This is a genomic window from Pantoea sp. 1B4, assembly GCF_016925765.1.
Lineage (GTDB): Bacteria > Pseudomonadota > Gammaproteobacteria > Enterobacterales > Enterobacteriaceae > Pantoea > Pantoea agglomerans.
This window is the reverse complement of record NZ_JAEUWZ010000001.1, coordinates 3,120,826-3,144,473: the sequence shown is the minus strand read 5'-3', so window position 1 is coordinate 3,144,473 and position 23,648 is coordinate 3,120,826. Positions and strand designations below refer to the sequence as shown.

Here is a 23,648-nt window from a genome sequence, read left to right as displayed (position 1 = left end):
ACCATCGCTTTTTTTTATGTCTGCAGAAAAGTGATTTGCGGGCAAGCAAGCATCGCACCGCGCATTAACGCGGTGCGATGTACGGGATGTAATATCAGACCAGCGATTTAAGACGATAAATCCAGTCGAGTGCCTGACGCGGTGTCAGCGTATCCGGATCCAGCGCCTCAAGCGCCTCCATGGCAGGCGAGGTCTCTTCAACCAGCAGCGGCAGCTGAGAGCCATCGACCGTCGATGACGCGGAGTGGTTTGAAACGGTCTCAAGTTCCTTCAGCTTATTGCGTGCCCGCTTAATTACCTCTTTGGGTACGCCGGCCAGCGCCGCCACCGCCAGACCATAGCTCTTACTTGCCGCACCCTCCTGGACGCTGTGCATAAAGGCGATTGTGTCGCCATGCTCAACGGCATCCAGATGGACGTTAACCACGCCTTCCATTTTTTCCGGCAGGGTTGTCAGCTCGAAGTAATGGGTGGCAAACAGCGTCATCGCCTTGATACGGTTCGCCAGGTTTTCGGCGCAGGCCCAGGCGAGCGATAAACCATCGTAGGTGGATGTTCCGCGTCCAATCTCATCCATCAGCACCAGGCTATTTTCGGTGGCATTGTGCAGGATGTTAGCGGTTTCGGTCATCTCAACCATAAAGGTCGAGCGCCCGGAGGCGAGATCGTCAGCGGCACCGACACGGGTAAAGATGCGATCCAGCGGGCCAATCAGCGTCTCATCGGCAGGAACAAAACTGCCAATCCATGCCATCAGCGCAATCAGCGCCGCCTGACGCATATAGGTACTTTTACCGCCCATGTTGGGGCCGGTAATAATCAGCATTCTGCGCTGGGGTGCCAGTGACAGTGGGTTGGCAATAAACGGCTCTTTCAGAACCTGTTCCACCACCGGATGGCGTCCGCCGCTGATTTTAATCCCGGCTTTATCCTGCAATACCGGGCGGCAATAGTTCAGGGACCAGGCACGTTCTGCCAGGTTGCTTAACACATCCAGCTCTGCCAGCGCGGCGGCACTCAGCTGCAGCGCTTCAAGATGCGGCAGCAACTGATCGAACAGCGCTTCATACAGGCTTTTTTCCAGCGACAGCGCTTTACCCTTGGAGGTGAGTACTTTGTCTTCGTACTCTTTCAGCTCCGGAATGATATAGCGTTCAGCATTTTTCAGGGTCTGACGACGCACATAGTGCATCGGTACCTGATGGCTCTGTCCGCGGCTCACCTGAATGTAATAACCATGCACGCCGTTAAAGCCGACCTTCAGGGTATCCAGTCCCAGCTTCTCGCGTTCGCGGATCTCCAGCCGGTCAAGATAGTCGGTTGCGCCATCTGCCAGTGCGCGCCACTCATCCAGCTCCGCGTTGTAGCCGGGCGCAATCACTCCGCCATCGCGGATCAGCACAGGCGGTGACTCAATCACCGCCTGTTCCAGCAGCTCACGTAACGCAGTGAACTCGCCCATCTGCGTGCGCAGCTTCTGCAACTGGGGCGCCTCAACATCGGCCAGCAGCTGGTTAAGTTCCGGCAGTTGCTGAAACGCATGACGCATGCGAGCCAGATCGCGCGGACGTGCGGTGCGCAGGGCCAGGCGAGCCAGGATTCGCTCCAGATCGCCGACCTGACGCAGCACCGGTTGCAGCACGTCGCTGAGATTTTGCAGCTCAGCAATCGACTCCTGACGCTGGTTAATGATGCGCGCATCGCGCAGCGGCATATGCAGCCAGCGTTTCAGCATCCGGCTACCCATCGGGGTGACCGTTTTATCCAGCACCGCCGCTAAGGTGTTGTCTGTGCCGCCTGCCAGGTTCTGGGTGATCTCCAGATTACGGCGGGTGGCCGCATCCATGATGATGCTGTCCTGCTGCCGCTCCATGCTCAGCGAGCGGATGTGGGGCAGCGTGGTGCGCTGGGTATCTTTGACATACTGCAGCAGGCAGCCCGCCGCGCTCAGTCCAAGGTGCGCATTCTCCACGCCGAAGCCATTAAGATCGCGGGTGCCGAACTGCAGGTTCAGCTGCTGGCGCGCGGTATCGATCTCAAACTCCCACAGCGGACGGCGTCGCAGGCCGCGTCGCTGATCGATCAGCGACATCGCCTGGAAATCTTCGGGGTAGAGCAGCTCCGCCGGATTGGTGCGCTGCAGTTCTGCCGCCATGGTTTCAGCATCGGCAGGTTCGCTGAGGCGAAAACGGCCTGAGCTGATATCCAGCGTGGCGTAGCCAAAACCGCGCGGGCTTTGCACAATCGCCGCCAGCAGATTGTCGTGCCGCTCCTGCAACAGCGCCTCATCACTGATGGTACCTGGGGTAACGATGCGCACCACTTTGCGTTCGACCGGGCCTTTGCTCAGCGCCGGATCGCCTATCTGCTCGCAGATGGCAACGGATTCGCCCAGCTGCACCAGTTTAGCCAGGTAACCTTCAACCGCATGATAGGGCACACCCGCCATCGGGATCGGTTCGCCCGCTGACGCACCGCGTTTGGTGAGTGAAATCTCCAGCAGCTGCGAGGCACGTTTTGCGTCGTCATAAAACAGCTCGTAGAAGTCACCCATACGGTAAAACAGCAGAATGTCAGGATGCTCCGCCTTGAGACGCAGGTATTGCTGCATCATCGGCGTGTGGGAAGGAAAGTCCTTTTCGGTTGGCTCTTGCATAAGGTTTTAGCTCATTTTTAATGCGGTAAATTTCTGGCGGTCAACGCCCATGAAACCGAAAGGGATTCCAGGCGCGCAGGATAATCAGATGATAACGAATAGGGCAGGGCATATGCCAGCGTGATGCACAGCCGCGATCCTGACCGGGTGTAACCTGACAGGCATCCTGGCAAATGTGGCGGCGGCTGGCGACAAAAAAGTGCCTGTTCTCATGACGCTGATGCGGGGCTGCGAGGCGGCTCGCGATTTCTGCGGCAGTTTATGGCCGGCAGGACGGCACTGCGCCGCATCGGGAAGGGGGAAAGGTCAGTGCAGCCCGTTCTGCAGCGCCCAGACGGCGGCTTCAAGTCGGGATTTAAGGTTCATCTTTTTCAGCAGATATTTAACGTGAACCTTGACCGTGCTTTCACTGATGGCCAGCTTGCGGGCAATCGCTTTGTTGGTCATCCCGTCGCTGATCAGTTGCAGAATATCGCGCTCGCGCCGGGTCAGCTGATTGATGTCGCGCGTCTGAGCAGGCTGCGCTTCACGCAACCGGGCGACCAGAATCGGGGTTAACGCCTCGCTCAGCACGATCTGACCGGCAGCAGCCTGATGCAGCGCTTTCAGTAAGGCTTCCGGTTCCATATCTTTCAGCAGATAACCATCAGCGCCGCGCTTCAGCGCGCTGACCACATCCTCTTCATTATCTGAAACGCTGAACACCACTACCCGGCCAGAAAGGGCTATCTCACGCAGCTGGGTCAGGGTATCCAGTCCGTTCAGACCTGGCATATTAAGATCAAGCAGGATCAGGTCGGGATCATGCTGCTGTGCCAGCGCCAGGCCATCAATGCCATTACCCGCTTCGGCAACCACCTGCAGTCTTTCATCCAGCGCAATCAGCTGCTTCAGGCCATTGCGCAGCATGGGATGGTCGTCGATCAATAAAAGCGTAAATTTCTCTGCCGTCACAATGGCTCCTGTTCCTGTCACATACGCCAGCCCTGAGCGGGCGGAGAGCCTATCTTACCGGTGAAGCGGGGTCGCTATATACCCCCCAATGGACTACTCCTTTATTTCCAGTCGGACACCCTTTTACAGAAGGCATGGGCGGCCGTGTTTAAACCCTATGATTTATAAGGTTTATCTGAATTCAGTCAACTACTTAACCGGGGTGAAGAGAGGGCGCTGCGCCTCTGTAACCTGCATTGCCGTTGATTTGTATCAAGCCCGACACCACGGCGGATGCGCAGGATACGCACAATTATTATTCTGCTGATGAGAGATTTATGACCCAATCCACCTCTTTGCAAACCCCGACGCGCGGCGCGTTAATTCAGGACTGGCAACCGGAAAACGATGCGTTCTGGCAGGCGCGTGGTAAACGTATCGCCAGCCGTAACCTGTGGATTTCTGTCTTCTGTCTGCTGCTGGGCTTCTGCGTCTGGATGCTGTTCAGCACCGTTGCGGTTAACCTGAATAAAGTTGGCTTTACCTTCAGCACTGAGCAACTCTTTTTACTGACCGCACTGCCGTCTGTTTCTGGCGCGTTGTTGCGTGTGCCTTACTCTTTTGTTATTCCCATCTTTGGAGGACGTCGCTGGACCGCCTTCAGCACCGGCATCCTGATCATTCCCTGCCTGTGGCTCGGCTTTGCCGTACAGGACAGCCAGACCTCATTCACCACTTTTATGGTGATTTCCCTGCTGTGCGGTTTTGGTGGCGCTAACTTCGCGTCGAGCATGGGCAATATCAGCTTCTTCTTTCCCAAAGCCCGTCAGGGCGGCGCGCTGGGTATCAACGGCGGCCTCGGTAACCTTGGCGTCAGCGTAATGCAGTTTGTCGCCCCGCTGGCGATCTCCTGTGCCATTTTTGGTTTTGCCGATGTGGGTCAGACCACCGTCACCGGCGACAGCATCTGGCTGGAAAATGCCGCCTGGATCTGGGTGCCGTTCCTGGCGATCGGCACGCTGGCGGCCTGGTTCGGCATGAACGACCTGGCGGCGGCGAAATCCTCGCTGCGTGAGCAGTTACCGGTGCTGAAACGTCCCCACCTGTGGGTTATGGCGCTGCTCTATCTGGCCACCTTTGGCTCGTTTATTGGTTTCTCTGCCGGTTTTGCCATGCTGACGAAGACGCAATTTCCTGATGTCGTGATCATGCATTACGCCTTTTTCGGTCCCTTTATTGGCGCGCTGGCCCGTTCAGCAGGCGGCATCATTTCTGACCGCTTCGGCGGTACCCGCGTCACGCTGATCAACTACGTGCTGATGGCGCTGTTTGCTGCGCTGCTGTTCCTTACCCTGCCGGGTGCCGGACATGATGGCTCGTTCGTGGCCTTCTTCGCCGTGTTTATGGGCCTGTTCCTGACGTCCGGGCTGGGCAGCGGCTCCACCTACCAGATGATTGCGGTGATCTTCCGTAAGCTGACGCTGGAACGTATCAAAGCTGAGGGCGGCGACGATGCGCTGGCACAGCGCGAAGCGGCAACAGAAACCTCTGCTGCGCTCGGCTTTATCTCCGCCATTGGCGCGCTGGGCGGTTTCTTTATTCCGCAGACTTTTGGCCTGTCGCTCGCCATGACCGGTTCACCCGCCGGCGCGATGAAAATCTTCCTGGTCTTTTATCTCTGCTGCATCGCGGTGACCTGGCTGGTTTACGGCCGAAAAGCACGCGCCTGATAACGACAAAGCCGGTGTGGCGCACCGGCACAATTTCACTTTCTGTGTCGGGACAGATGCAGAGTCAGCAATGTCACATTAAGCCTTCAGGAGTATTCCGGATGAGCAAGTTTCTAGATCGGTTTCGCTATTTCAAACAGCTGGCCGAACCCTTTTCCGGCCAGCATGGCCAGACGTTAAACAGCAACCGCGACTGGGAAGATGGCTATCGCAGTCGCTGGCAGCACGATAAAATCGTGCGCTCCACGCACGGTGTTAACTGTACCGGCTCATGCAGCTGGAAAATCTACGTTAAAAATGGACTGGTCACCTGGGAGACCCAGCAGACCGACTATCCGCGTACCCGTCCCGATCTGCCAAACCATGAGCCGCGTGGCTGCCCACGCGGTGCCAGCTACTCGTGGTATCTCTACAGCGCTAACCGCCTGAAATATCCGTTAATGCGCAAGAAGCTGATTCAGCTCTGGCGCGACGCGAAAGCGCAGCACAGCGACCCGGTGGACGCCTGGGCATCCATCATCAGTAATCCTGAAAAGGCCAGAAGCTACAAACAGGCGCGTGGACGCGGCGGCTTTGTCCGCTCCAGCTGGCAGGAAGTCAACGAGATGATCGCCGCCGCGAACATCTGTACCGCGAAGACTTACGGCCCTGACCGCATTATGGGATTCTCACCGATTCCGGCGATGTCGATGGTCTCTTACGCTGCGGGCGCACGTTACCTGTCACTGATTGGCGGAACCTGTCTGAGCTTCTACGACTGGTACTGCGATCTGCCGCCGGCCTCACCGATGACCTGGGGCGAGCAGACCGACGTGCCGGAATCGGCTGACTGGTACAACTCCTCCTACATTATTGCCTGGGGCTCTAACGTGCCGCAGACCCGTACCCCGGATGCGCACTTCTTTACGGAAGTCCGCTATAAAGGGACGAAAACCGTGGCGATCACGCCGGACTATGCTGAGGTCGCGAAGCTGTGTGACCAGTGGCTGAGTCCGAAGCAGGGCACCGACAGCGCGATGGCGCTGGCGATGGGCCACGTGATGCTGAAAGAGTTTCATCTTGATCGCGAAGTTGGCTATTTCCGCGACTACGTGCGCCGTTACACCGATATGCCGATGCTGGTGCTGCTGGAATCCCGTGAGGGCGGTTTTTACGCCGCCGGCCGTCAGCTGCGCGCCAGCGATCTGGTGGATGGGCTCGGTCAGGAGAATAACCCGGAGTGGAAAACCGTCGCGATCAACGAGGCGACCGGGGAGCTGACCGCGCCGCAGGGATCTATCGGCTTCCGCTGGGGCGAAAAAGGCAAATGGAACCTTGAGCAGCGTGATGGGGCATCACATCAGGAAGTTGAACTGCAGCTCAGCCTGCTCGGCAGCCACGATGAGGTGGTGGAGGTTGGTTTCCCTTACTTCGGTGGCATTACCAGCGAGCATTTCAACAGCGTTGCGCTGGACGAAATCCTGCTGCATAAGCTGCCGGTGAAACGCCTGCAACTGGCGGATGGCAGTGAAGCACTGGTCACCAGCGTCTACGATCTGACGCTGGCGAATTATGGTCTGGATCGCGGTCTGGATGATGCCAACTGCGCGCAAACCTACGACGACATCAAAGCGTACAGCCCGGCCTGGGCGGAGCAGATTACGGGTGTCTCCCGTCAGAACATCATTCGCATTGCCCGTGAATTTGCCGAAAACGCCGAGAAGACCCGCGGTCGTTCGATGATCATCGTCGGTGCCGGTATGAACCACTGGTATCACATGGACATGAACTATCGTGGCCTGATGAACATGCTGATTTTCTGCGGCTGCGTCGGTCAGAGCGGCGGTGGCTGGGCGCACTATGTCGGCCAGGAGAAACTCCGTCCGCAGACCGGCTGGACCCCGCTGGCCTTTGGCCTGGACTGGCAGCGTCCGCCACGCCAGATGAACAGCACCTCCTTCTTCTACAACCACTCCAGTCAGTGGCGCTATGAAACCCTGGCCACCAGCGAATTGCTCTCCCCGCTGGCGGATAAAAGTCGCTACAGCGGCAGCCTGATCGACCTTAACGTCCGTTCCGAACGTATGGGCTGGCTGCCTTCAGCGCCGCAGCTTAACGTCAACCCGCTGCACATCGCGGCGCAGGCGAAAGCCGCCGGTCAGTCGCCGCTGGATTACACCGTGGAAAGCCTGAAGCAGGGCACCATGCGGTTTGCCGCTGAACAGCCGGACGATCCGCAGAACTTCCCGCGTAACCTGTTTGTCTGGCGCTCCAATCTGCTCGGCTCATCCGGTAAAGGGCATGAGTACATGCTGAAGTATCTGCTGGGCACGGAAAACGGCATTCAGGGCAAAGATTTAGGCCAGCAGGGCCGCGTGAAGCCGGAAGAGGTGGAGTGGCTGGATCAGGGTGCCGAAGGCAAACTGGATCTGGTGGTCACACTCGACTTCCGCATGTCGAGCACCTGTCTCTACTCCGATGTCGTGCTGCCAACGGCGACCTGGTATGAAAAAGACGATATGAATACCTCGGATATGCATCCGTTTATTCATCCGCTTTCGGCGGCCGTCGATCCTGCCTGGGACTCAAAAAGTGACTGGGAGATCTACAAAGGCATCGCCAAAGCCTTCTCCGATCTCTGCCCGGGTCATTTAGGCGTTGAAACGGACGTCGTTACTCTGCCGGTGTTGCATGACTCACCCGCGGAACTGGCGCAGCCTTTTGAGGCGAAAGACTGGAAAAAAGGCGAATGCGATCTGATTCCGGGTAAAACCGCGCCACACATTATGGTGGTGGAGCGCGACTATCCGGCGACCTGGGAGCGCTTTACCTCGCTGGGACCGTTGCTGGAGACCCTGGGTAACGGCGGCAAAGGTATCAGCTGGAACACCAGCAAAGAGGTCGATTTCCTCAAGCAGCTGAACTACGTCAAAGCGGATGGCCCGGCAGCGGGGCGGCCGAATATCGACACGGCGATCGATGCGGCAGAAGTGATCCTGGCGCTGGCACCGGAAACCAATGGTCAGGTGGCGGTGAAAGCCTGGCAGGCACTTGGCGTGATTACCGGTCGTGACCACACCCACCTGGCGCTCAATAAAGAAGATGAGAAGATTCGCTTCCGCGATATCCAGGCGCAGCCGCGCAAAATTATCTCCAGCCCGACCTGGTCAGGGCTGGAAGATGAACATGTCTCTTACAACGCCTGCTACACCAACGTTCATGAGCTGATCCCGTGGCGAACCCTGAGCGGCCGTCAGCAGCTCTATCAGGATCATGAGTGGATGCGCGCCTTTGGCGAGAGCCTGATGGTCTATCGTCCGCCAATCGATACCCGCGCGGCGAAGCCGTTGCTGAACAGCAAACCCAACGGTAACCCGGAGAAGGCGTTGAACTTCCTGACGCCACACCAGAAGTGGGGCATTCACTCCACCTACAGCGATAACCTGCTGATGCTGACACTGTCGCGCGGCGGACCGATTGTCTGGATGAGTGAAGATGACGCTCGTGAGCTGGGTATCGTGGATAACGACTGGATCGAGGCGTTCAATGCCAACGGTGCGCTGACCGCACGTGCAGTAGTGAGTCAGCGCATCCCGGCGGGTATGACCATGATGTACCACGCGCAGGAACGTATCGTGAATATCCCTGGCTCGGAGATCACCAGCCAGCGCGGCGGGATCCATAACTCGGTGACGCGGACCTGCCCGAAACCGACCCATATGATCGGCGGTTATGCGCAGCTCTCCTGGGGCTTTAACTACTACGGCACCGTCGGCTCGAACCGCGATGAGTTCGTGGTAGTGAGAAAAATGAACAACGTTAACTGGTTAGATGGGGAAGGCAACGATGCCTGCCAGGGCAGCCAGCAGGAGGTAAAACCATGAAAATTCGTTCACAGGTCGGCATGGTGCTGAACCTCGACAAATGTATCGGCTGCCACACCTGCTCGGTGACCTGTAAAAACGTCTGGACCAGCCGCGAGGGCATGGAGTACGCCTGGTTTAACAACGTCGAAAGCAAGCCTGGTGTCGGCTATCCGCACGCCTGGGAAGATCAGCAGAAGTGGAAGGGCGGCTGGATCCGTAAGATCAACGGTAAGCTGGAGCCGCGCATGGGGAGTCGCATCGGTCTGCTGTCGAAGATCTTCGCCAACCCGGATGTGCCCGCGCTGGATGATTACTACGAACCGTTCGATTTTGATTATCAGCATCTGCACAATGCGCCCGCCGGTAAGCATCAGCCGATTGCGCGTCCGCGCTCGCTGATCACCGGTCAGCGGATGAAAAAGATCGAAAACGGCCCGAACTGGGAAGAGATCCTCGGCGGCGAGTTTGCCAAACGTTCGCAGGATAAGAACTTCGATAACATCCAGAAGGAGATTTACGGTCAGTTTGAGCACACCTTCATGATGTACCTGCCGCGCCTGTGTGAGCACTGCCTCAACCCGGCGTGTGTGGCGACCTGCCCAAGCGGCGCGATCTACAAACGCGGCGAAGATGGCATCGTACTGATCGACCAGGATAAATGTCGCGGCTGGCGGATGTGCCTCACCGGCTGTCCGTACAAGAAGATCTACTTCAACTGGAAAAGCGGCAAATCAGAAAAATGCATTTTCTGTTATCCGCGCATTGAAGCGGGCCAGCCCACCGTCTGTTCAGAAACCTGTGTCGGCCGTATCCGCTATCTCGGCGTGTTGCTCTATGACGCTGACCGCATTGAACAGGCGGCCGCAGCGGAAAACGAGAAAGATCTCTATCAGAGCCAGCTGGATATCTTCCTTGATCCCAACGATCCGGCGGTGATTGCGCAGGCGCTGAAAGATGGCGTTGCGCAGAGTGTAATCGACGCAGCACAGCGTTCACCGGTCTATAAAATGGCGATGGAGTGGAAGCTGGCGCTGCCACTTCACCCTGAATACCGCACGCTGCCGATGGTCTGGTATGTGCCACCACTGTCACCGATTCAGTCGGCGGTGGATGGCGGGGCGCTGGCGCACACCGGCGTGCTGCCGGATGTGGAAAGCCTGCGCATTCCGGTTGAGTATCTGGCGAACCTGCTGACCGCAGGCGACACCGCACCGGTGCTGCTGGCACTGAAGCGGATGCTGGCTATGCGTCATTACAAACGCGCAGAAAGCGTGGACGGTGAGCATGATATCCGGGCGCTGGAGCAGGTCGGCCTGACCGAAGCGCAGGCGCAGGAGATGTACCGCTATCTGGCGATCGCGAACTATGAAGATCGCTTTGTGGTGCCCTCCAGCCATCGCGAACTGGCGCGTGAAGCCTTCCCGGAAAGCAAAGGCTGCGGCTTTAGCTTTGGCGATGGCTGTCACGGCAGCGACAGCAAATTCAATCTGTTCAACAGCCGCCGTATTGATGCCATCGACGTCAGTAAGAAAACCATTCGTCCGGAGGATGCCTCATGATGACGTTACGGATTCTTTCGCGGCTGCTGGACTACCCGGACGAGGCACTGTTTACCCACTCTTCCGACCTGATCGCGGCGCTGGATGACGCCTCTGAACTCAACCTGCAGCAGAGCGCACGGCTGGTGCGGTTTATCAATCAGCTCTGTGCCCGGCCACTGCTCGACGTACAGGCTGACTACTGCGAACTGTTTGATCGTGGCCGCGCCACCTCGCTGCTGCTGTTTGAACACGTGCACGGTGAGTCACGCGATCGCGGTCAGGCGATGGTTGATCTGCTGGAACAGTATCGTGCCGATGGTCTGGAGCTGGACAGCAAAGAGCTGCCCGATTTCCTGCCGCTCTACCTGGAGTATCTCGCCTGTAAAAGCGATGAGGCCGCGCGTCAGGGACTGGACGACATCGTGCCTATCCTGGCCTTGCTGGCGGCGCGGCTTGAAGAGCGTCAGAGCCCCTACGCCGATCTCTTCACAGTGTTACTGACGCTGTCCGGTAGCGCGGTTGATCCTGCGGCCCTCAAGCCACAGGTGGCGCAGGAAGCGCGCGACGATACGCCGGCAGCACTGGATGCTGTCTGGGAAGAGGAGCAGATTAAATTTCTCGGCGAACAGGGCTGCGCCTCGGCGCAGCAGGCGATGCATCAGCGTCGCTTCGCTGATGCGGTCGCGCCGCAGTATCTGGACATCGCCGCGGCGACTGCGCGTACCACAGGAGAATCAGCATGAATTTTATTAACACTTTCTTCTTCGATATTTACCCCTACCTCGCCGGAACGGTCTTCCTGGTGGGAAGCTGGCTGCGCTATGACTACGGGCAATACAGCTGGCGTGCCGGTTCCAGTCAGATGCTGGACAAAAAAGGGATGCGTCTCGCCTCCAACCTGTTTCACATCGGCATCATCGGTATTTTCTTCGGTCATATCGTCGGGATGCTGACGCCGCACTGGATGTATGAATCCTTCCTGCCGATCGACGTAAAGCAGAAACTGGCGATGATTGCCGGTGGCCTGTTCGGGGCGATGACACTGGTGGGCGGTGGACTGCTGCTGAAGCGCCGTCTGACCAATCCACGGGTGCGGGCGACCAGTAGCGTCGGTGATATTCTGATCATGACCCTGCTGGTGGCTCAGGCGACGCTGGGCCTGCTGACCATTCCCTTCTCCGCCCAGCATATGGACGGCAGTGAAATGATGAAGCTGGTGGGCTGGGCGCAGGCGGTGGTGACCTTCCACGGTGGCGCTTCGCAGCATCTCGACGGCGTGGCGTTTATCTACCGCGTGCACATGGTGCTGGGAATGACGCTGTTCCTGCTGTTCCCGTTCTGCCGGCTGGTGCATATCTGGAGCGCGCCGGTTGAGTATCTGACCCGTCGCTATCAGCTGGTGAGAAACCGCCGCTAAGCGCATGATGGCTGCGGGGCAGAGAGAGCCCCGCAGCCATTTTAGCCCACGGCTGCCTTGACGTTTTTTTAAGATTTTGCCCTGTATGTCATTGCGCTGAACGTCTACTATTACCGCATCTGAAATTACCCCTCGTTTATGGATAACCGATGCGCCTCAAGTTAGCCTTCCTTGCGTTCATCCCGCTTCTGGCCTCCTGCAGCAGCAAACCTGAAGTCCCGTCCCAGCAGAAGATGCTGGCTGCGCCACAGGGCGGTTTTTTACTGCAGCCGTCGCACAGCGGACAGGCGATGTTTGGCGACTTTGCCGGTAACCCGGCAGCAGAGCAATTTATCGATAAGATGGTGGAGAAGCATGACTTTGACCGTCAGCAACTGCACAACATCATCGGTCAGGCCAAACGACTGGATTATGTGCTGCGACTGATGGATCGTCAGGCACCAAGCTATACGCCAGCGCCAGGACCTAATGGCGCCTGGATCCGCTATCGCAACAAGTTCATTACGCCCGATAACGTGCAAAATGGGGTGGCGTTCTGGAATCAGTATCAGGATGCCCTGCAACGCGCGCAGCAGGTTTATGGCGTGCCGCCAGAAATTATTGTGGGCATCATTGGCGTGGAAACCCGCTGGGGTCGCGTGATGGGGAAAACGCGGATTCTGGATGCGCTTGCGACCTTATCCTTTAACTATCCGCGCCGCGCAGAGTACTTCAGCAGCGAGCTGGAAACCTTTCTGTTGATGTCGCGCAAAGAGCAGGATGACCCGCTGGCGCTGAAAGGCTCCTTTGCCGGGGCGATGGGCTATGGTCAGTTTATGCCCTCCTCTTACAATGATTATGCGGTTGATTTCAACGGAGACGGTCATGCAAACCTGTGGGATCCGGTGGATGCTATCGGCAGCGTGGCGCACTATTTTCAGAAGCATGGCTGGCGCAGCGGCGAAAATGTGGCGGTACCGGCCAGCGGTCAGGCACCGATGCTGGAAGATGGCTTCAAAACCCGTTACAGCGTGAGCATGCTGGCGGCGTCAGGATTGTCACCACAGGGCTCGCTGAACGGTAACGATCAGGTCAGTCTGCTACGCCTGGATTTGGGCACCAGCTACCAGTACTGGTACGGCTTACCCAATTTCTATGTCATTACCCGCTACAACCACAGTACCCATTATGCGATGGCGGTGTGGCAGCTGGGTGAGGCGGTGAGCAAGGCACGCCAGGGCGGCCTGTTATAAAGGCTGTCCTTGTTAACTGTAAGGTTATATGATGACGCCCTTTTTCAGGCCACACAGCCACTGATATTTCTGGAGTCACTATGTCTTTACCTGCCTGCCCGGCTTGTCACGCCGATTACACCTGGCAAGATGGCGATAACCTTAACTGCCCCTCCTGCGGTCACATCTGGACCGAGGGAGAAGGTGACAGCAGCAACGCAACACTGGAAGTGCGTGATGCCAACGGCAATCTGCTGGCAGATGGCGACAGCGTCACGGTGATCAAAGATCTCAAGGTGAAGGGCAGTTCTTCATCGCTGAAGATCGGCACTAAAGTGAAAAGCATTCGTCTGGTTGAAGGGGACCACAACATCGATTGTAAAATCGACGGTTTTGGCCCGATGAAATTAAAATCTGAGTTTGTGAAAAAGAACTGAGATCGGGGGCGCAGGGATGCGCCCGCTTTCCTGCTTAGCTGAACAGCTTATCAATTGCGGCACACTGCTCCGCATTCAGCGTGCCACCGTAGTTTCGTGAGCCGCTGCTCATCGAGTCATAGCGCCGTGCCACGGCCGTTTTAATCGTCGTCACGAAATCATCTCCGATACTGTAAATCGCCATCAGACAGCCGATCTGCTGCTGCAGGCGCGTCAGCTCCGGCAGATTGCCACTTCGCCATGCCGTCATCATCTGCGCAAAGTACTCCGGCACAATATTATTCAGTCCTGAAATTACACCGGCACCGCCCGCCAGCAGGTTCGGGAGCAGGTACTCGTCATACCCCGACAGTACGGCGAAATCGCTACGCACCTTACGGGTCTCTTCAATCATCATCCGGTTATGCGACAGGCAATCCACCGTATCTTTAATGCCGGCGAAGTTGGGCAACTTTGCCGCCAGGGCGGCAATCAGCGCGGGCGTCAGATCGCAGCCGGTGCGGGCCGGAAAGTTGTAGGCAAACCATTTACCACCCAGCTTGCGCGTCCAGTGCTTCGAAGTAGTGCATCAGCTGGTTTTGCGTCTGGCCATAATAGTAGGGCGGCAGCACCATCACCGCGTCAAAGTCATTTTTCCAGGCGGCTTCAGCCAGCTCCAGCATGTCAGGGATGCAGGTTGCCGAGACGTTCGCGACCATCTTCAGCGATGACAAGGGTCTGGCTTCCTGAATCAGTTGTAAGCGTTCCTGCTGCGTCAGTGAGGCGAACTCGCCAATGCTGCCCATCACCAGTAAGGTATCGATACCGGAGTCATTGAGGCGGGAGAAATGTCGCCCGAGCGCATCAATATCGACCGCACCCTGCGCATTAAACGGGGTGACTGAAGGGCACCAGACACCGGCAAAGGGCGATTTTTCACTCATAAATGACTCCTGAATCGGATGTTAAAAAAATGAAACAGTGTTTTAACTTAATGACTCCGGCCGGTCTCTGCCAGCGCATGATTCAAAAATGAGCAACGGGTCGCACTTTTTCCTCTTTCATCCGTCTCAGTAAGCGGATGCATCTGATAACTGAGCGAGAGGTCATGATGAAAGAGTGGGATCCTGTGCTGTACCGTAAGTTTGAAGCAGAACGAACCCGTCCAGCCCGCGAACTTCTGGCGCGCCTCAGCCTGGAACAGGTTGAGCAGGTGACCGATCTGGGATGCGGGCCCGGTAACAGCACCGAGCTGCTCGCCGATGCCTGGCCACTGGCGCAGATTACCGGGCTGGACAGTTCCGCCACGATGTTAACTCAGGCCGCTGAACGCCTGCCGCACTGTCGTTTTATTCAGGCGGACATCCGCAACTGGCAGGCCGATGTGCCCCAGCAGGTGGTCTACGCCAACGCCTCTCTGCAATGGCTGGATAATCACGCAACGCTGTTTCCCCATCTGGTCAGCCAGCTGGCGCCCGGTGGCGTGTTAGCGATCCAGATGCCTGATAACCTCAATGAGCCGTCGCACCGGCTGATGCGCGAGGTGGCGGCAACGGATCGCTGGCGTTCACGCATCAATGCCGATGCCGCTGTACGTACACAGCTGCTTTCCACGGGCGAGTATTACGATCTGCTGACGCAGGCCGGCTGTGAGGTGGATATCTGGCGTACCACCTATTATCACGTGATGGCCGATGCGCAGGCGATTATCAGCTGGCTGCAGGCGACCGGTTTACGGCCTTTTCTGGCAACGCTGGATGAGACCGAACAGACGGCGTTTCTGACCGATTATCATCAGCGTCTGCTCGCGGCTTATCCGGCTCAGGCCGATGGTCAGGTGTTGCTCGCCTTCCCGCGTCTTTTTATGGTTGCGGTGAAAAATCGGTAAGCGCAGTGGAAAGCTGGCCGCAAAAACAGCGTAATAATGGTGAGTGACCTTGAAAAAGCAGTTTTTCTGCACCACCTTCAACCCACAGCCAAAGGGAGAATCGCAATGGATGATCAGCAATTGCAGGCGCTTAGTGCGCAGATAGGTGAGAAGCTGAAGCAGCGCAATGCCACCGTAACCTGTGCGGAATCCTGCACGGGGGGGATGGATTGCCAAAGTCTTTACCGATATCAGCGGCAGCTCCGCCTGGTTCGAGCGGGGTTTTGTGACCTACAGTAACCAGGCCAAACAGCAGATGGTCAGTGTTCAGGCTGCTTCCCTGTTGCAGTATGGTGCGGTAAGTGATGTGGTGGTGCGGGAGATGGCGCTGGGTGCCCGCAGGGCGGCCCATGCTGACTACGTGATCTCCGTCAGCGGTATTGCCGGTCCGGATGGCGGCAGTGAAGAAAAACCGGTGGGTACGGTATGGTTTGGCTTTGCCGGGCCGCAGGATAACGTATTGACTTTTCAGCAGCATTTTAGCGGCGATCGTGATGCCGTACGCCGCCAGTCGGTGGCATGGGCCCTGCAGAAACTGTATGGCGAATTTCTGACAAATTAAACTTGATACTGTATGACTATACAGTATAATTGTCGGCAACAGAAAGAGTACAGGCACCCTGAGTGCGTGTTTACCCGGCTTGATTAGGAGTTGAAATGGCGATTGATGAAAACAAACAGAAGGCTTTAGCTGCCGCGCTTGGCCAGATTGAGAAGCAATTTGGTAAAGGCTCCATCATGCGCTTGGGTGAAGACCGCTCAATGGATGTGGAAACTATCTCTACTGGCTCGCTGTCGCTAGATATCGCATTAGGCGCAGGCGGTCTGCCAATGGGCCGTATCGTTGAGATCTATGGACCTGAGTCTTCAGGTAAAACCACGCTGACTTTGCAGGTTATCGCATCTGCACAGCGTAAAGGTAAAACCTGTGCCTTTATCGATGCCGAGCATGCGCTTGATCCGGTTTACGCCAAGAAACTCGGCGTAGACATTGATAACCTGCTCTGCTCTCAGCCAGACACTGGTGAGCAGGCGCTGGAAATTTGTGATGCGCTGGCGCGCTCTGGTGCCGTTGACGTGATCATCGTCGACTCCGTCGCGGCGCTGACGCCTAAAGCGGAAATCGAAGGTGAAATCGGTGACTCACACATGGGCCTCGCGGCACGTATGATGAGCCAGGCGATGCGTAAACTGGCCGGTAACCTGAAGCAGTCCAATACCCTGCTGATTTTCATCAACCAGATCCGTATGAAAATTGGTGTGATGTTTGGTAACCCGGAAACCACCACTGGTGGTAACGCGCTGAAGTTCTACGCCTCTGTCCGTCTTGATATCCGCCGTATCGGTGCAATCAAAGAGGGCGATAACGTGGTCGGCAGTGAGACCCGCGTTAAAGTGGTGAAAAACAAAATCGCCGCGCCATTCAAACAGGCTGAGTTCCAGATCATGTACGGCGAAGGTATCAATACCTTTGGTGAGCTGGTCGACCTGGGCGTGAAGCACAAGCTGATTGAAAAAGCGGGTGCATGGTACAGCTACAATGGCGACAAGATTGGTCAGGGTAAATCGAATGCCGGCAACTTCCTGAAAGAGAATGCTGCTGTGGCAAACGAGATTGATCTGAAGTTACGTGAGATGTTGCTCAACGGCGCGGATGAAAAACTCGCAGCAGCCGACAAGGCTGCTGAGAAAGAAGACGCGGCTGAAGCGAACGAAGACTTCTAATCTCTGATGCGGGAGGGGCGAAAGCCTCTCCCGTAGTTTTATCCCCCTCTATTACCTTTCTTGCCTTCCCTCTGTCCTGTTCTGTCGCCATAATCTCCCTCTGTTTGTACAAGGTGCGCAGTATGACTGAACCCTCTCAGCCCCAACCTAATGTCGTCTCTTACTCTCGTCTGCTTGACCGTGCGATGCGTATTCTGGGTCAGCGCGACCACAGCCGTGCAGAGTTAGCGCGTAAACTGCAACAATCAGCGCAGCGTGCTGCGTGGGCGCAGAAAAAAGAGCCCGAAATTGTTACTGAAGCGTTGCTGGAACAGGTTCTTAACTGGTGTCAGGAAAGCGGCTGGTTAAACGACGAGCGTTTCACCGAACGATTTATTCAGAGCCGGAGCCGTAAGGGCTTTGGATCGCAGCGCGTACGCCTTGAACTGGCCCAGAAAGGCATCGACCGTGAAGCCATTGATCTTGCAATGGAAGAGACAGAGGTAGACTGGGCGGCGTGTGCGGCTCAGCTGGCTGAACGAAAATTCGGACACCCGCTGCCCACAGAGTGGAAAGAGAAAGCGAAAGTACTACGCTATCTGCAGTCAAAGGGTTTTATGAGCGAAGATATCCAGTCCATTTTCAGAAATTTTGATGACTAAAAGCCGATGTAATTTTACTTCCCACTGAAGAAAATTTATCTTATTCCCACTTTTTGTTCCGCTAATCAGGCACCACCAGAATGTGGTCGCGCCGATCAGAGGGAACGTTCGTTAGCGTGATTCCAGGATATATATGAGCAAGAGCACTGCTGAGATCCGTCAAGCGTTTCTCGACTTTTTTCATAGCAAGGGACATGAGGTTGTAACCAGCAGCTCCCTCGTACCGAATAACGATCCAACGTTGTTGTTTACTAACGCCGGGATGAACCAGTTTAAAGATGTGTTCCTCGGTCAGGACAAACGTGACTACACACGTGCGACCACGTCACAGCGCTGCGTACGCGCAGGCGGCAAACACAACGATCTTGAAAACGTCGGTTACACCGCACGTCACCACACCTTCTTTGAAATGCTGGGTAACTTCAGCTTTGGTGACTATTTCAAGAGAGAGGCGATTGGTTTTGCCTGGGAACTGCTGACGAGCGAGCAGTGGTTCAGCCTGCCAAAAGAGCGTCTGTGGGTGACGATCTATGAAACCGACGATGAAGCCTTTGATATCTGGGCGAACGAAATCGGTGTGCCACGTGAACGCATTATTCGCATTGGCGACAATAAGGGCAGCGCGTATGCGTCAGATAACTTCTGGCAGATGGGCGATACCGGTCCTTGTGGTCCGTGCAGCGAGATTTTCTACGATCATGGCGATCACATCTGGGGTGGCCCGCCGGGCAGCCCGGAAGAAGATGGTGACCGTTACATTGAGATCTGGAACATCGTCTTTATGCAGTTCAACCGTCAGGCTGATGGCACCATGCTGCCGCTGCCAAAACCGTCGGTTGATACCGGAATGGGCCTTGAGCGTATTTCTGCCGTTCTGCAACACGTCAACTCCAACTATGAAATCGACCTGTTCCAGAAACTGATTCAGGCCGTGGCACAGGTTACCGGTGCCACTGACCTCAGTAACAAATCGCTGCGTGTCATTGCCGACCACATTCGCTCCTGTGCATTCCTGATTGCCGATGGCGTCATCCCGTCTAATGAGAACCGTGGCTACGTGCTGCGTCGTATCATTCGTCGCGCCGTGCGTCATGGCAACATGCTGGGCGCTAAAGAGGCCTTCTTCTATAAGCTGGTTGCGCCACTGGTTGAGGTCATGGGTGCCGCAGGCGAAGAGTTACAGCGCCAGCAGGCTCAGGTTGAGCAGGTGCTGAAAAGCGAAGAAGATCAGTTTGCCAGAACCCTGGAGCGCGGACTGGCGCTGCTGGACGAAGAGCTGGAAAAACTGCAGGGCGACACGCTGGATGGCGAAATCGTCTTCCGTCTCTACGATACCTTTGGTTTCCCGGCTGATTTAACGGCTGACGTCTGTCGCGAACGCAATCTGAAGATCGACGAAGCCGGCTTTGAGCGGGCGATGGAGCAGCAGCGTCAGCGCGCACGTGAAGCGAGTGGCTTCGGTGCTGACTACAGCAACGTTATTCGTATTGATGCCGCCTCATCCTTCAAAGGCTACGACCAGCTCGATTTAGCTGCCACGGTGAAAGCGCTCTATGTTGCAGGCGAGGCGGTTGATGAAGTGACCGCGGGTCAGGATGCCGTGGTCGTGCTGGATGAAACGCCATTCTATGGCGAATCGGGTGGCCAGGTAGGCGATACCGGTCTGCTGAAAGGGAAGAATGCTGAATTTAGCGTCCAGGATACACAAAAATATGGTCAGGCAATCGGTCATGTCGGTAAGCTGACCGCAGGGCAGTTGCGTATTGGTGATCGCCTTGAGGCGCAGGTTGATGCAGCACGCCGTGCGCGCATCCGTCTTAACCACTCTGCTACTCACTTACTGCATGCCGCCTTGCGTCAGGTTTTAGGTGAGCATGTGGCGCAGAAAGGCTCGCTGGTTAACGACAAGTACCTGCGTTTCGATTTCTCGCATTTCGAAGCGATGAAACCTCAGGAGATTCGTCAGGTCGAAGATATCGTCAATGCGCAAATTCGTCGCAACCTGCCGGTTGAAACCGAAGTGATGGATCTGGATGCGGCGAAGTCTAAAGGGGCAATGGCACTGTTTGGCGAGAAATATGATCAGCGCGTGCGCGTTCTGACCATGGGTGATTTCTCTGTTGAGCTGTGTGGTGGTACCCATGCTGCGCGCACGGGTGACATCGGGCTGTTCCGTATTCAGGCGGAGTCAGGTACCGCAGCCGGTATTCGTCGTATCGAAGCGATTACGGGTGAAGGCGCGCTGGCGCAGGTCAATGCGCAGAGCAGCCAGCTGCAGGATCTTGCGCAGCTGGTAAAAGCGAACAGCAGCAACCTGAATGAGAAAGTGCGTGGTCTGGTCGATCATGTACGAGCTCTGGAGAAAGAGTTGCAGCAACTGCGCGATCAGCAAGCCGCGCAGGAGAGCGCTTCACTGAGCAGCAATGCTATCGACATTAAGGGAGTGAAACTGCTGGTCAGTGAGCTCAACAATGTTGAACCTAAAATGTTGCGTACCATGGTTGATGATCTTAAGAATCAGCTGGGGTCGGCGATTATTGTGCTGGCAACGGTTACTGAAGGTAAGGTGTCGCTGATTGCGGGTGTGACCAAAGATCTGACTGACCGTGTTAAAGCGGGTGAGTTGATTGCCGGTCTGGCTCAGCAGGTTGGCGGGAAGGGCGGTGGCCGTCCTGATATGGCACAAGCTGGTGGTAACGATGCGGGTGCTCTGAAAGGCGCATTAGCAGGGGTTGAGGACTGGGTCAGCAGCCGTCTGTAAGTGAATTAAAACAAGGCATCGTAAAAAAGCGTCAGAACGGTTGTTCCGGCGCTTTTTAATACGATGCTAAAGCAGCAAATGACAAAGTCAGGTTGATGTAGTGTATTTCGGCTAAACTAACTATCAGCAGAATGTATTGGCGCATCGATGTGCATTGGTGTATTTCTCATACACATTGTGCAGCGTTAAATGATGGATAATGCCGGGAGCCTGTACAAGCCCGACTCTTTTAATCTTTCAAGGAGCAAAGAATGCTTATTCTAACTCGTCGAGTTGGTGAAACCCTCATGATCGGTGATGAGGTAACTGTAACGGTGCTGGGTGTTAAGGGTAACCAGGTTCGTATCGGTGTTAACGCGCCGAAAGAAGTGTCTGTGCATCGCGAAGAGATCTATCAACGCATCCAGGCTGAAAAAACGCAACAAACCAGCGTTTAACGGATTCAGCGTCTCGCACCTGTGCGAGGCGCTACCGCTTTCTGTAAAAATCCTGCCTTTTCTTTCTACCTGTTCCTCCTCTGTTTTATTAACGCCATCATCTTTCATTGTTGATAATTCACTCTTTTTGTCGCCATTTTGTCCCAATTGTGTGTGATTTGCTCAATCAAACAAAGTTTCGGAAAAATTGTTTGACTTAAAAGTCCGGGAAAGTAATATGTGCGCCACGCAGTGCCGATGAGCAGAAACAACGTTCAGACGCACAGTTCGAAAGAAAGCGTAAGGTGAGGTGGCCGAGAGGCTGAAGGCGCTCCCCTGCTAAGGGAGTATACGGTCAAAAGCTGTATCGAGGGTTCGAATCCCTCCCTCACCGCCATTTTCGATGCATCCATAGCTCAGCTGGATAGAGTACTCGGCTACGAACCGAGCGGTCGGAGGTTCGAATCCTCCTGGATGCACCATCGAAACAAAGCGAATTAGCAATTCCTTTCATGGTGAGTAGTTAGCACCCTGCGTTGTACAAGAATTTGATTTATGCATCCATAGCTCAGCTGGATAGAGTACTCGGCTACGAACCGAGCGGTCGGAGGTTCGAATCCTCCTGGATGCACCATATTCTTCCCGAATATGGACAGTGCCTCAGTGTGTCATGACGTGATTATCGTTCAGGCCGCACTAAGGAGGATAACGTTGCATCAGCAACGACCCATAGGGCGAAGCGCAAGCTGAGTAATCCTCCTGGATGCACCATTCTTTGTAACATCCTCAGGTTGGTTTCTGTAAGTCCATAAAAAGTTGTACCTCAAAAGATAGACCCCAAAAGATAGACCCCAATGCATCCATAGCTCAGCTGGATAGAGTACTCGGCTACGAACCGAGCGGTCGGAGGTTCGAATCCTCCTGGATGCACCATCTTCTTCTTTAGCCTCAAAATCCCTCAAAGTATCATGGCGCGATGATCGCTAAGACCTCACTAAACACGATAGCGTTACTTCCGTAACCGTCCGTACAGCAAACGCTGAGTGAGTATCCTGAAAAACCTCTGCAGTTTCCCTCTGGCTTCACACGCACTCTTTTCCTGTTTAATCTGCCCCATTGATTCATCATCCTGACTTAAGCGATCCGAAACGCCTGTTTCCCGCATCAACGCCTTCTGTTTTGCTGCCCATGCCCGTCCGCCACCGCTTGTCTGCCAGAAGAATGTTAAAAAAACGCTGGAATTTCGTACGCTTATCGCTGGTCGTGCACGATCACCTTTATCTGAAAACAAAAATTGTTAATGCTTTCAAAGCATTTGCTGTTCATCCCCCCTGGCGACAACCTGTCCACATTAGGCTAAAGTAATGTCTCATTTGATGAATGTCCGGAGTGACAATGTACGATCAATATGACGCCCTGATTTTCGATATGGACGGCACGATTCTTGATACTGAGCCGACACATCGAAAAGCGTGGCGTCAGGTGCTCCAGCGTTATGGATTAACGCTGGATGAAGCACGTATTATCGACTTCAATGGCGCACCAACCTGGCGGCTGTCGCAGTTCATCATTGAATCCAATCAGTCGTCACTCGACCCTCATCTTCTTGCCGCAGAAAAAACCGCTGCCGTGAAAGCGATGCTGCTGGAAAACGTGAAGCCACTGCCTTTAATGGAGGTGGTGAAAGCGTATCACGGGCGTCGTCCGATGGCGGTCGGTACCGGAAGCGAACACAGCATGGCAGAGGCGTTACTGACGCAGCTGGGCGTACGTGAGCTCTTTTCGGCCGTCGTCGGTGCTGACGACGTACAGCGTCATAAACCTGAGCCTGAAACCTTCTTACGCTGCGCTGAGCTAATGGGTGTGACGCCGGCACGTTGTGTGGTGTTTGAGGATGCGGACTTTGGTATTCAGGCAGCGAAGGCGGCAGGTATGGCTGTGGTGGATGTCCGCTTACTGTGAGTGACGTTCTTACCTATGCCTCGATGTTCGGCAGCAGCTTTTTAAGTGCAACGCTCCTGCCGGGAAGTTCTGAAGCACTGCTGATAGCACTATTGATAGCAAAAAAAGACATCAGTTTACGGGTTGCTTTTGGCCGCATCACTGGGAAACACCTTGGGCGGCTTAACCAACATTCTTATTGGTCGCTTGCTGCCGTTAAAACGTCAGGGGCGATGGCATGACACAGCAATGACGTGGTTGCACCGACTGGGACCTGCAGCACTGTTATTCAGCTGGCTGCCAGTGATAGGTGATCTGCTCTGCGTTCTGGCAGGCTGGTTACGTTTCGCCTGGCTACCTGCGATGCTGTTTCTCGCTGTCGGCAAAACACTGCGTTATATCGTTATCGCGACTGCCACATTACAGGGTATGCAATGGTGGCATTGATTCGCACAGATTCGAGGCTACGGTTAACATTATGCTGAACA

The 23,648-nt window shown here is 55.5% G+C and carries 15 protein-coding genes, 4 tRNA genes and 3 pseudogenes; 19 read left to right on the top strand and 3 right to left on the bottom strand.

Annotated elements, in window-relative coordinates:
- Positions 1 to 94 precede the first annotated feature (94 nt).
- Both mutS and narL read right to left on the bottom strand, forming a co-directional pair.
- Positions 95 to 2,656, bottom strand: coding sequence for a DNA mismatch repair protein MutS (gene mutS / locus JNO11_RS15100; RefSeq protein ID WP_010248533.1), 2,562 nt, complete (start codon positions 2,654 to 2,656; stop codon positions 95 to 97).
- Positions 2,657 to 2,962: 306 nt separating this feature from the next.
- The gene (narL, locus tag JNO11_RS15095; RefSeq protein WP_010248531.1) at positions 2,963 to 3,610 is read right to left on the bottom strand and encodes a two-component system response regulator NarL; all 648 of its coding nucleotides are present in this window, start codon (positions 3,608 to 3,610) and stop codon (positions 2,963 to 2,965) included.
- Positions 3,611 to 3,927: 317 nt separating this feature from the next.
- Here narL and JNO11_RS15090 point away from each other — a divergent pair, with 317 nt between their 5' ends.
- The 7 genes from JNO11_RS15090 to JNO11_RS15060 all read left to right on the top strand — a co-directional run bounded on the left by JNO11_RS15090 (position 3,928) and on the right by JNO11_RS15060 (position 13,770).
- Complete coding sequence (locus tag JNO11_RS15090) at positions 3,928 to 5,319, top strand: NarK family nitrate/nitrite MFS transporter (protein WP_033786725.1); 1,392 nt, start codon at positions 3,928 to 3,930, stop codon at positions 5,317 to 5,319.
- Positions 5,320 to 5,420: 101 nt separating this feature from the next.
- A complete protein-coding gene (locus JNO11_RS15085) occupies positions 5,421 to 9,182 on the top strand; it encodes a nitrate reductase subunit alpha (protein ID WP_158131419.1) in 3,762 nt (1,253 codons plus the stop codon).
- Positions 9,179 to 10,723, top strand: coding sequence for a nitrate reductase subunit beta (gene narH / locus JNO11_RS15080; RefSeq protein WP_010248525.1), 1,545 nt, complete (start codon positions 9,179 to 9,181; stop codon positions 10,721 to 10,723). Before JNO11_RS15085 ends, narH begins: the two co-directional genes overlap by 4 nt.
- Entirely contained in the window at positions 10,720 to 11,448 is a 729-nt protein-coding gene (gene narJ / locus JNO11_RS15075) for a nitrate reductase molybdenum cofactor assembly chaperone (protein ID WP_010672124.1), read from the top strand. Before narH ends, narJ begins: the two co-directional genes overlap by 4 nt.
- Positions 11,445 to 12,122 (top strand): respiratory nitrate reductase subunit gamma, encoded by a 678-nt coding sequence (gene narI / locus JNO11_RS15070; RefSeq protein ID WP_022623789.1) that lies wholly within the window; start codon positions 11,445 to 11,447, stop codon positions 12,120 to 12,122. The genes narJ and narI overlap by 4 nt, the downstream gene beginning before the upstream one ends.
- Positions 12,123 to 12,271: 149 nt before the next feature.
- Positions 12,272 to 13,354 (top strand): lytic murein transglycosylase B, encoded by a 1,083-nt coding sequence (mltB, locus tag JNO11_RS15065; RefSeq protein ID WP_010248519.1) that lies wholly within the window; start codon positions 12,272 to 12,274, stop codon positions 13,352 to 13,354.
- Between the two features lie 80 nt (positions 13,355 to 13,434).
- A complete protein-coding gene (locus tag JNO11_RS15060; protein ID WP_010248517.1) occupies positions 13,435 to 13,770 on the top strand; it encodes a zinc ribbon domain-containing protein YjdM in 336 nt (111 codons plus the stop codon).
- Between the two features lie 34 nt (positions 13,771 to 13,804).
- On the opposite strand, the pseudogene JNO11_RS15055 reads toward JNO11_RS15060, so the two are convergent.
- A pseudogene (locus tag JNO11_RS15055) lies at positions 13,805 to 14,693 on the bottom strand (dihydrodipicolinate synthase family protein).
- 167 nt (positions 14,694 to 14,860) lie between these two features.
- Here JNO11_RS15055 and tam point away from each other — a divergent pair.
- From tam to JNO11_RS14995, 12 genes and pseudogenes are all read left to right on the top strand, one after another.
- Positions 14,861 to 15,637 (top strand): trans-aconitate 2-methyltransferase, encoded by a 777-nt coding sequence (gene tam / locus JNO11_RS15050; protein WP_010248514.1) that lies wholly within the window; start codon positions 14,861 to 14,863, stop codon positions 15,635 to 15,637.
- A gap of 105 nt (positions 15,638 to 15,742) precedes the next feature.
- Positions 15,743 to 16,238: pseudogene (pncC, locus tag JNO11_RS15045) on the top strand (nicotinamide-nucleotide amidase).
- Between the two features lie 95 nt (positions 16,239 to 16,333).
- Entirely contained in the window at positions 16,334 to 17,401 is a 1,068-nt protein-coding gene (gene recA, locus JNO11_RS15040) for a recombinase RecA (RefSeq protein ID WP_010248510.1), read from the top strand.
- A gap of 122 nt (positions 17,402 to 17,523) precedes the next feature.
- A complete protein-coding gene (locus JNO11_RS15035; RefSeq protein WP_031594179.1) occupies positions 17,524 to 18,042 on the top strand; it encodes a regulatory protein RecX in 519 nt (172 codons plus the stop codon).
- A gap of 133 nt (positions 18,043 to 18,175) precedes the next feature.
- Entirely contained in the window at positions 18,176 to 20,803 is a 2,628-nt protein-coding gene (gene alaS / locus JNO11_RS15030; protein ID WP_010672120.1) for an alanine--tRNA ligase, read from the top strand.
- A gap of 251 nt (positions 20,804 to 21,054) precedes the next feature.
- The gene (gene csrA / locus JNO11_RS15025) at positions 21,055 to 21,240 is read left to right on the top strand and encodes a carbon storage regulator CsrA (RefSeq protein WP_008927091.1); all 186 of its coding nucleotides are present in this window, start codon (positions 21,055 to 21,057) and stop codon (positions 21,238 to 21,240) included.
- Positions 21,241 to 21,523: 283 nt separating this feature from the next.
- Positions 21,524 to 21,616 (top strand) — tRNA-Ser (locus tag JNO11_RS15020).
- 8 nt (positions 21,617 to 21,624) lie between these two features.
- Positions 21,625 to 21,701: transfer RNA gene (locus tag JNO11_RS15015), tRNA-Arg, on the top strand.
- A 75-nt stretch (positions 21,702 to 21,776) separates the two neighbouring features.
- Positions 21,777 to 21,853, top strand: a tRNA-Arg gene (locus JNO11_RS15010).
- A 222-nt stretch (positions 21,854 to 22,075) separates the two neighbouring features.
- A tRNA-Arg gene (locus tag JNO11_RS15005) sits at positions 22,076 to 22,152 on the top strand.
- Positions 22,153 to 22,614: 462 nt separating this feature from the next.
- Positions 22,615 to 23,181 carry a fructose-1-phosphate/6-phosphogluconate phosphatase gene (yqaB, locus tag JNO11_RS15000; RefSeq protein ID WP_022623783.1) on the top strand — a complete coding sequence of 189 codons (567 nt, stop codon included), beginning with the start codon at positions 22,615 to 22,617 and terminating at the stop codon, positions 23,179 to 23,181.
- Positions 23,178 to 23,607: pseudogene (locus JNO11_RS14995) on the top strand (YqaA family protein). Before yqaB ends, JNO11_RS14995 begins: the two are co-directional and overlap by 4 nt.
- Positions 23,608 to 23,648 lie beyond the last annotated feature (41 nt).

Coding starts and splice junctions, on each gene's coding strand:
- mutS (WP_010248533.1), bottom strand. CDS start 2,656: ATGCAAGAGCCAACCGAAAAGGACTTTCCTTCCCACACGCCGATGATG.
- JNO11_RS15090 (WP_033786725.1), top strand. CDS start 3,928: ATGACCCAATCCACCTCTTTGCAAACCCCGACGCGCGGCGCGTTAATT.
- JNO11_RS15085 (WP_158131419.1), top strand. CDS start 5,421: ATGAGCAAGTTTCTAGATCGGTTTCGCTATTTCAAACAGCTGGCCGAA.
- narH (WP_010248525.1), top strand. CDS start 9,179: ATGAAAATTCGTTCACAGGTCGGCATGGTGCTGAACCTCGACAAATGT.
- narJ (WP_010672124.1), top strand. CDS start 10,720: ATGATGACGTTACGGATTCTTTCGCGGCTGCTGGACTACCCGGACGAG.
- narI (WP_022623789.1), top strand. CDS start 11,445: ATGAATTTTATTAACACTTTCTTCTTCGATATTTACCCCTACCTCGCC.
- mltB (WP_010248519.1), top strand. CDS start 12,272: ATGCGCCTCAAGTTAGCCTTCCTTGCGTTCATCCCGCTTCTGGCCTCC.
- JNO11_RS15060 (WP_010248517.1), top strand. CDS start 13,435: ATGTCTTTACCTGCCTGCCCGGCTTGTCACGCCGATTACACCTGGCAA.
- tam (WP_010248514.1), top strand. CDS start 14,861: ATGAAAGAGTGGGATCCTGTGCTGTACCGTAAGTTTGAAGCAGAACGA.
- recA (WP_010248510.1), top strand. CDS start 16,334: ATGGCGATTGATGAAAACAAACAGAAGGCTTTAGCTGCCGCGCTTGGC.
- JNO11_RS15035 (WP_031594179.1), top strand. CDS start 17,524: ATGACTGAACCCTCTCAGCCCCAACCTAATGTCGTCTCTTACTCTCGT.
- alaS (WP_010672120.1), top strand. CDS start 18,176: ATGAGCAAGAGCACTGCTGAGATCCGTCAAGCGTTTCTCGACTTTTTT.
- csrA (WP_008927091.1), top strand. CDS start 21,055: ATGCTTATTCTAACTCGTCGAGTTGGTGAAACCCTCATGATCGGTGAT.
- yqaB (WP_022623783.1), top strand. CDS start 22,615: ATGTACGATCAATATGACGCCCTGATTTTCGATATGGACGGCACGATT.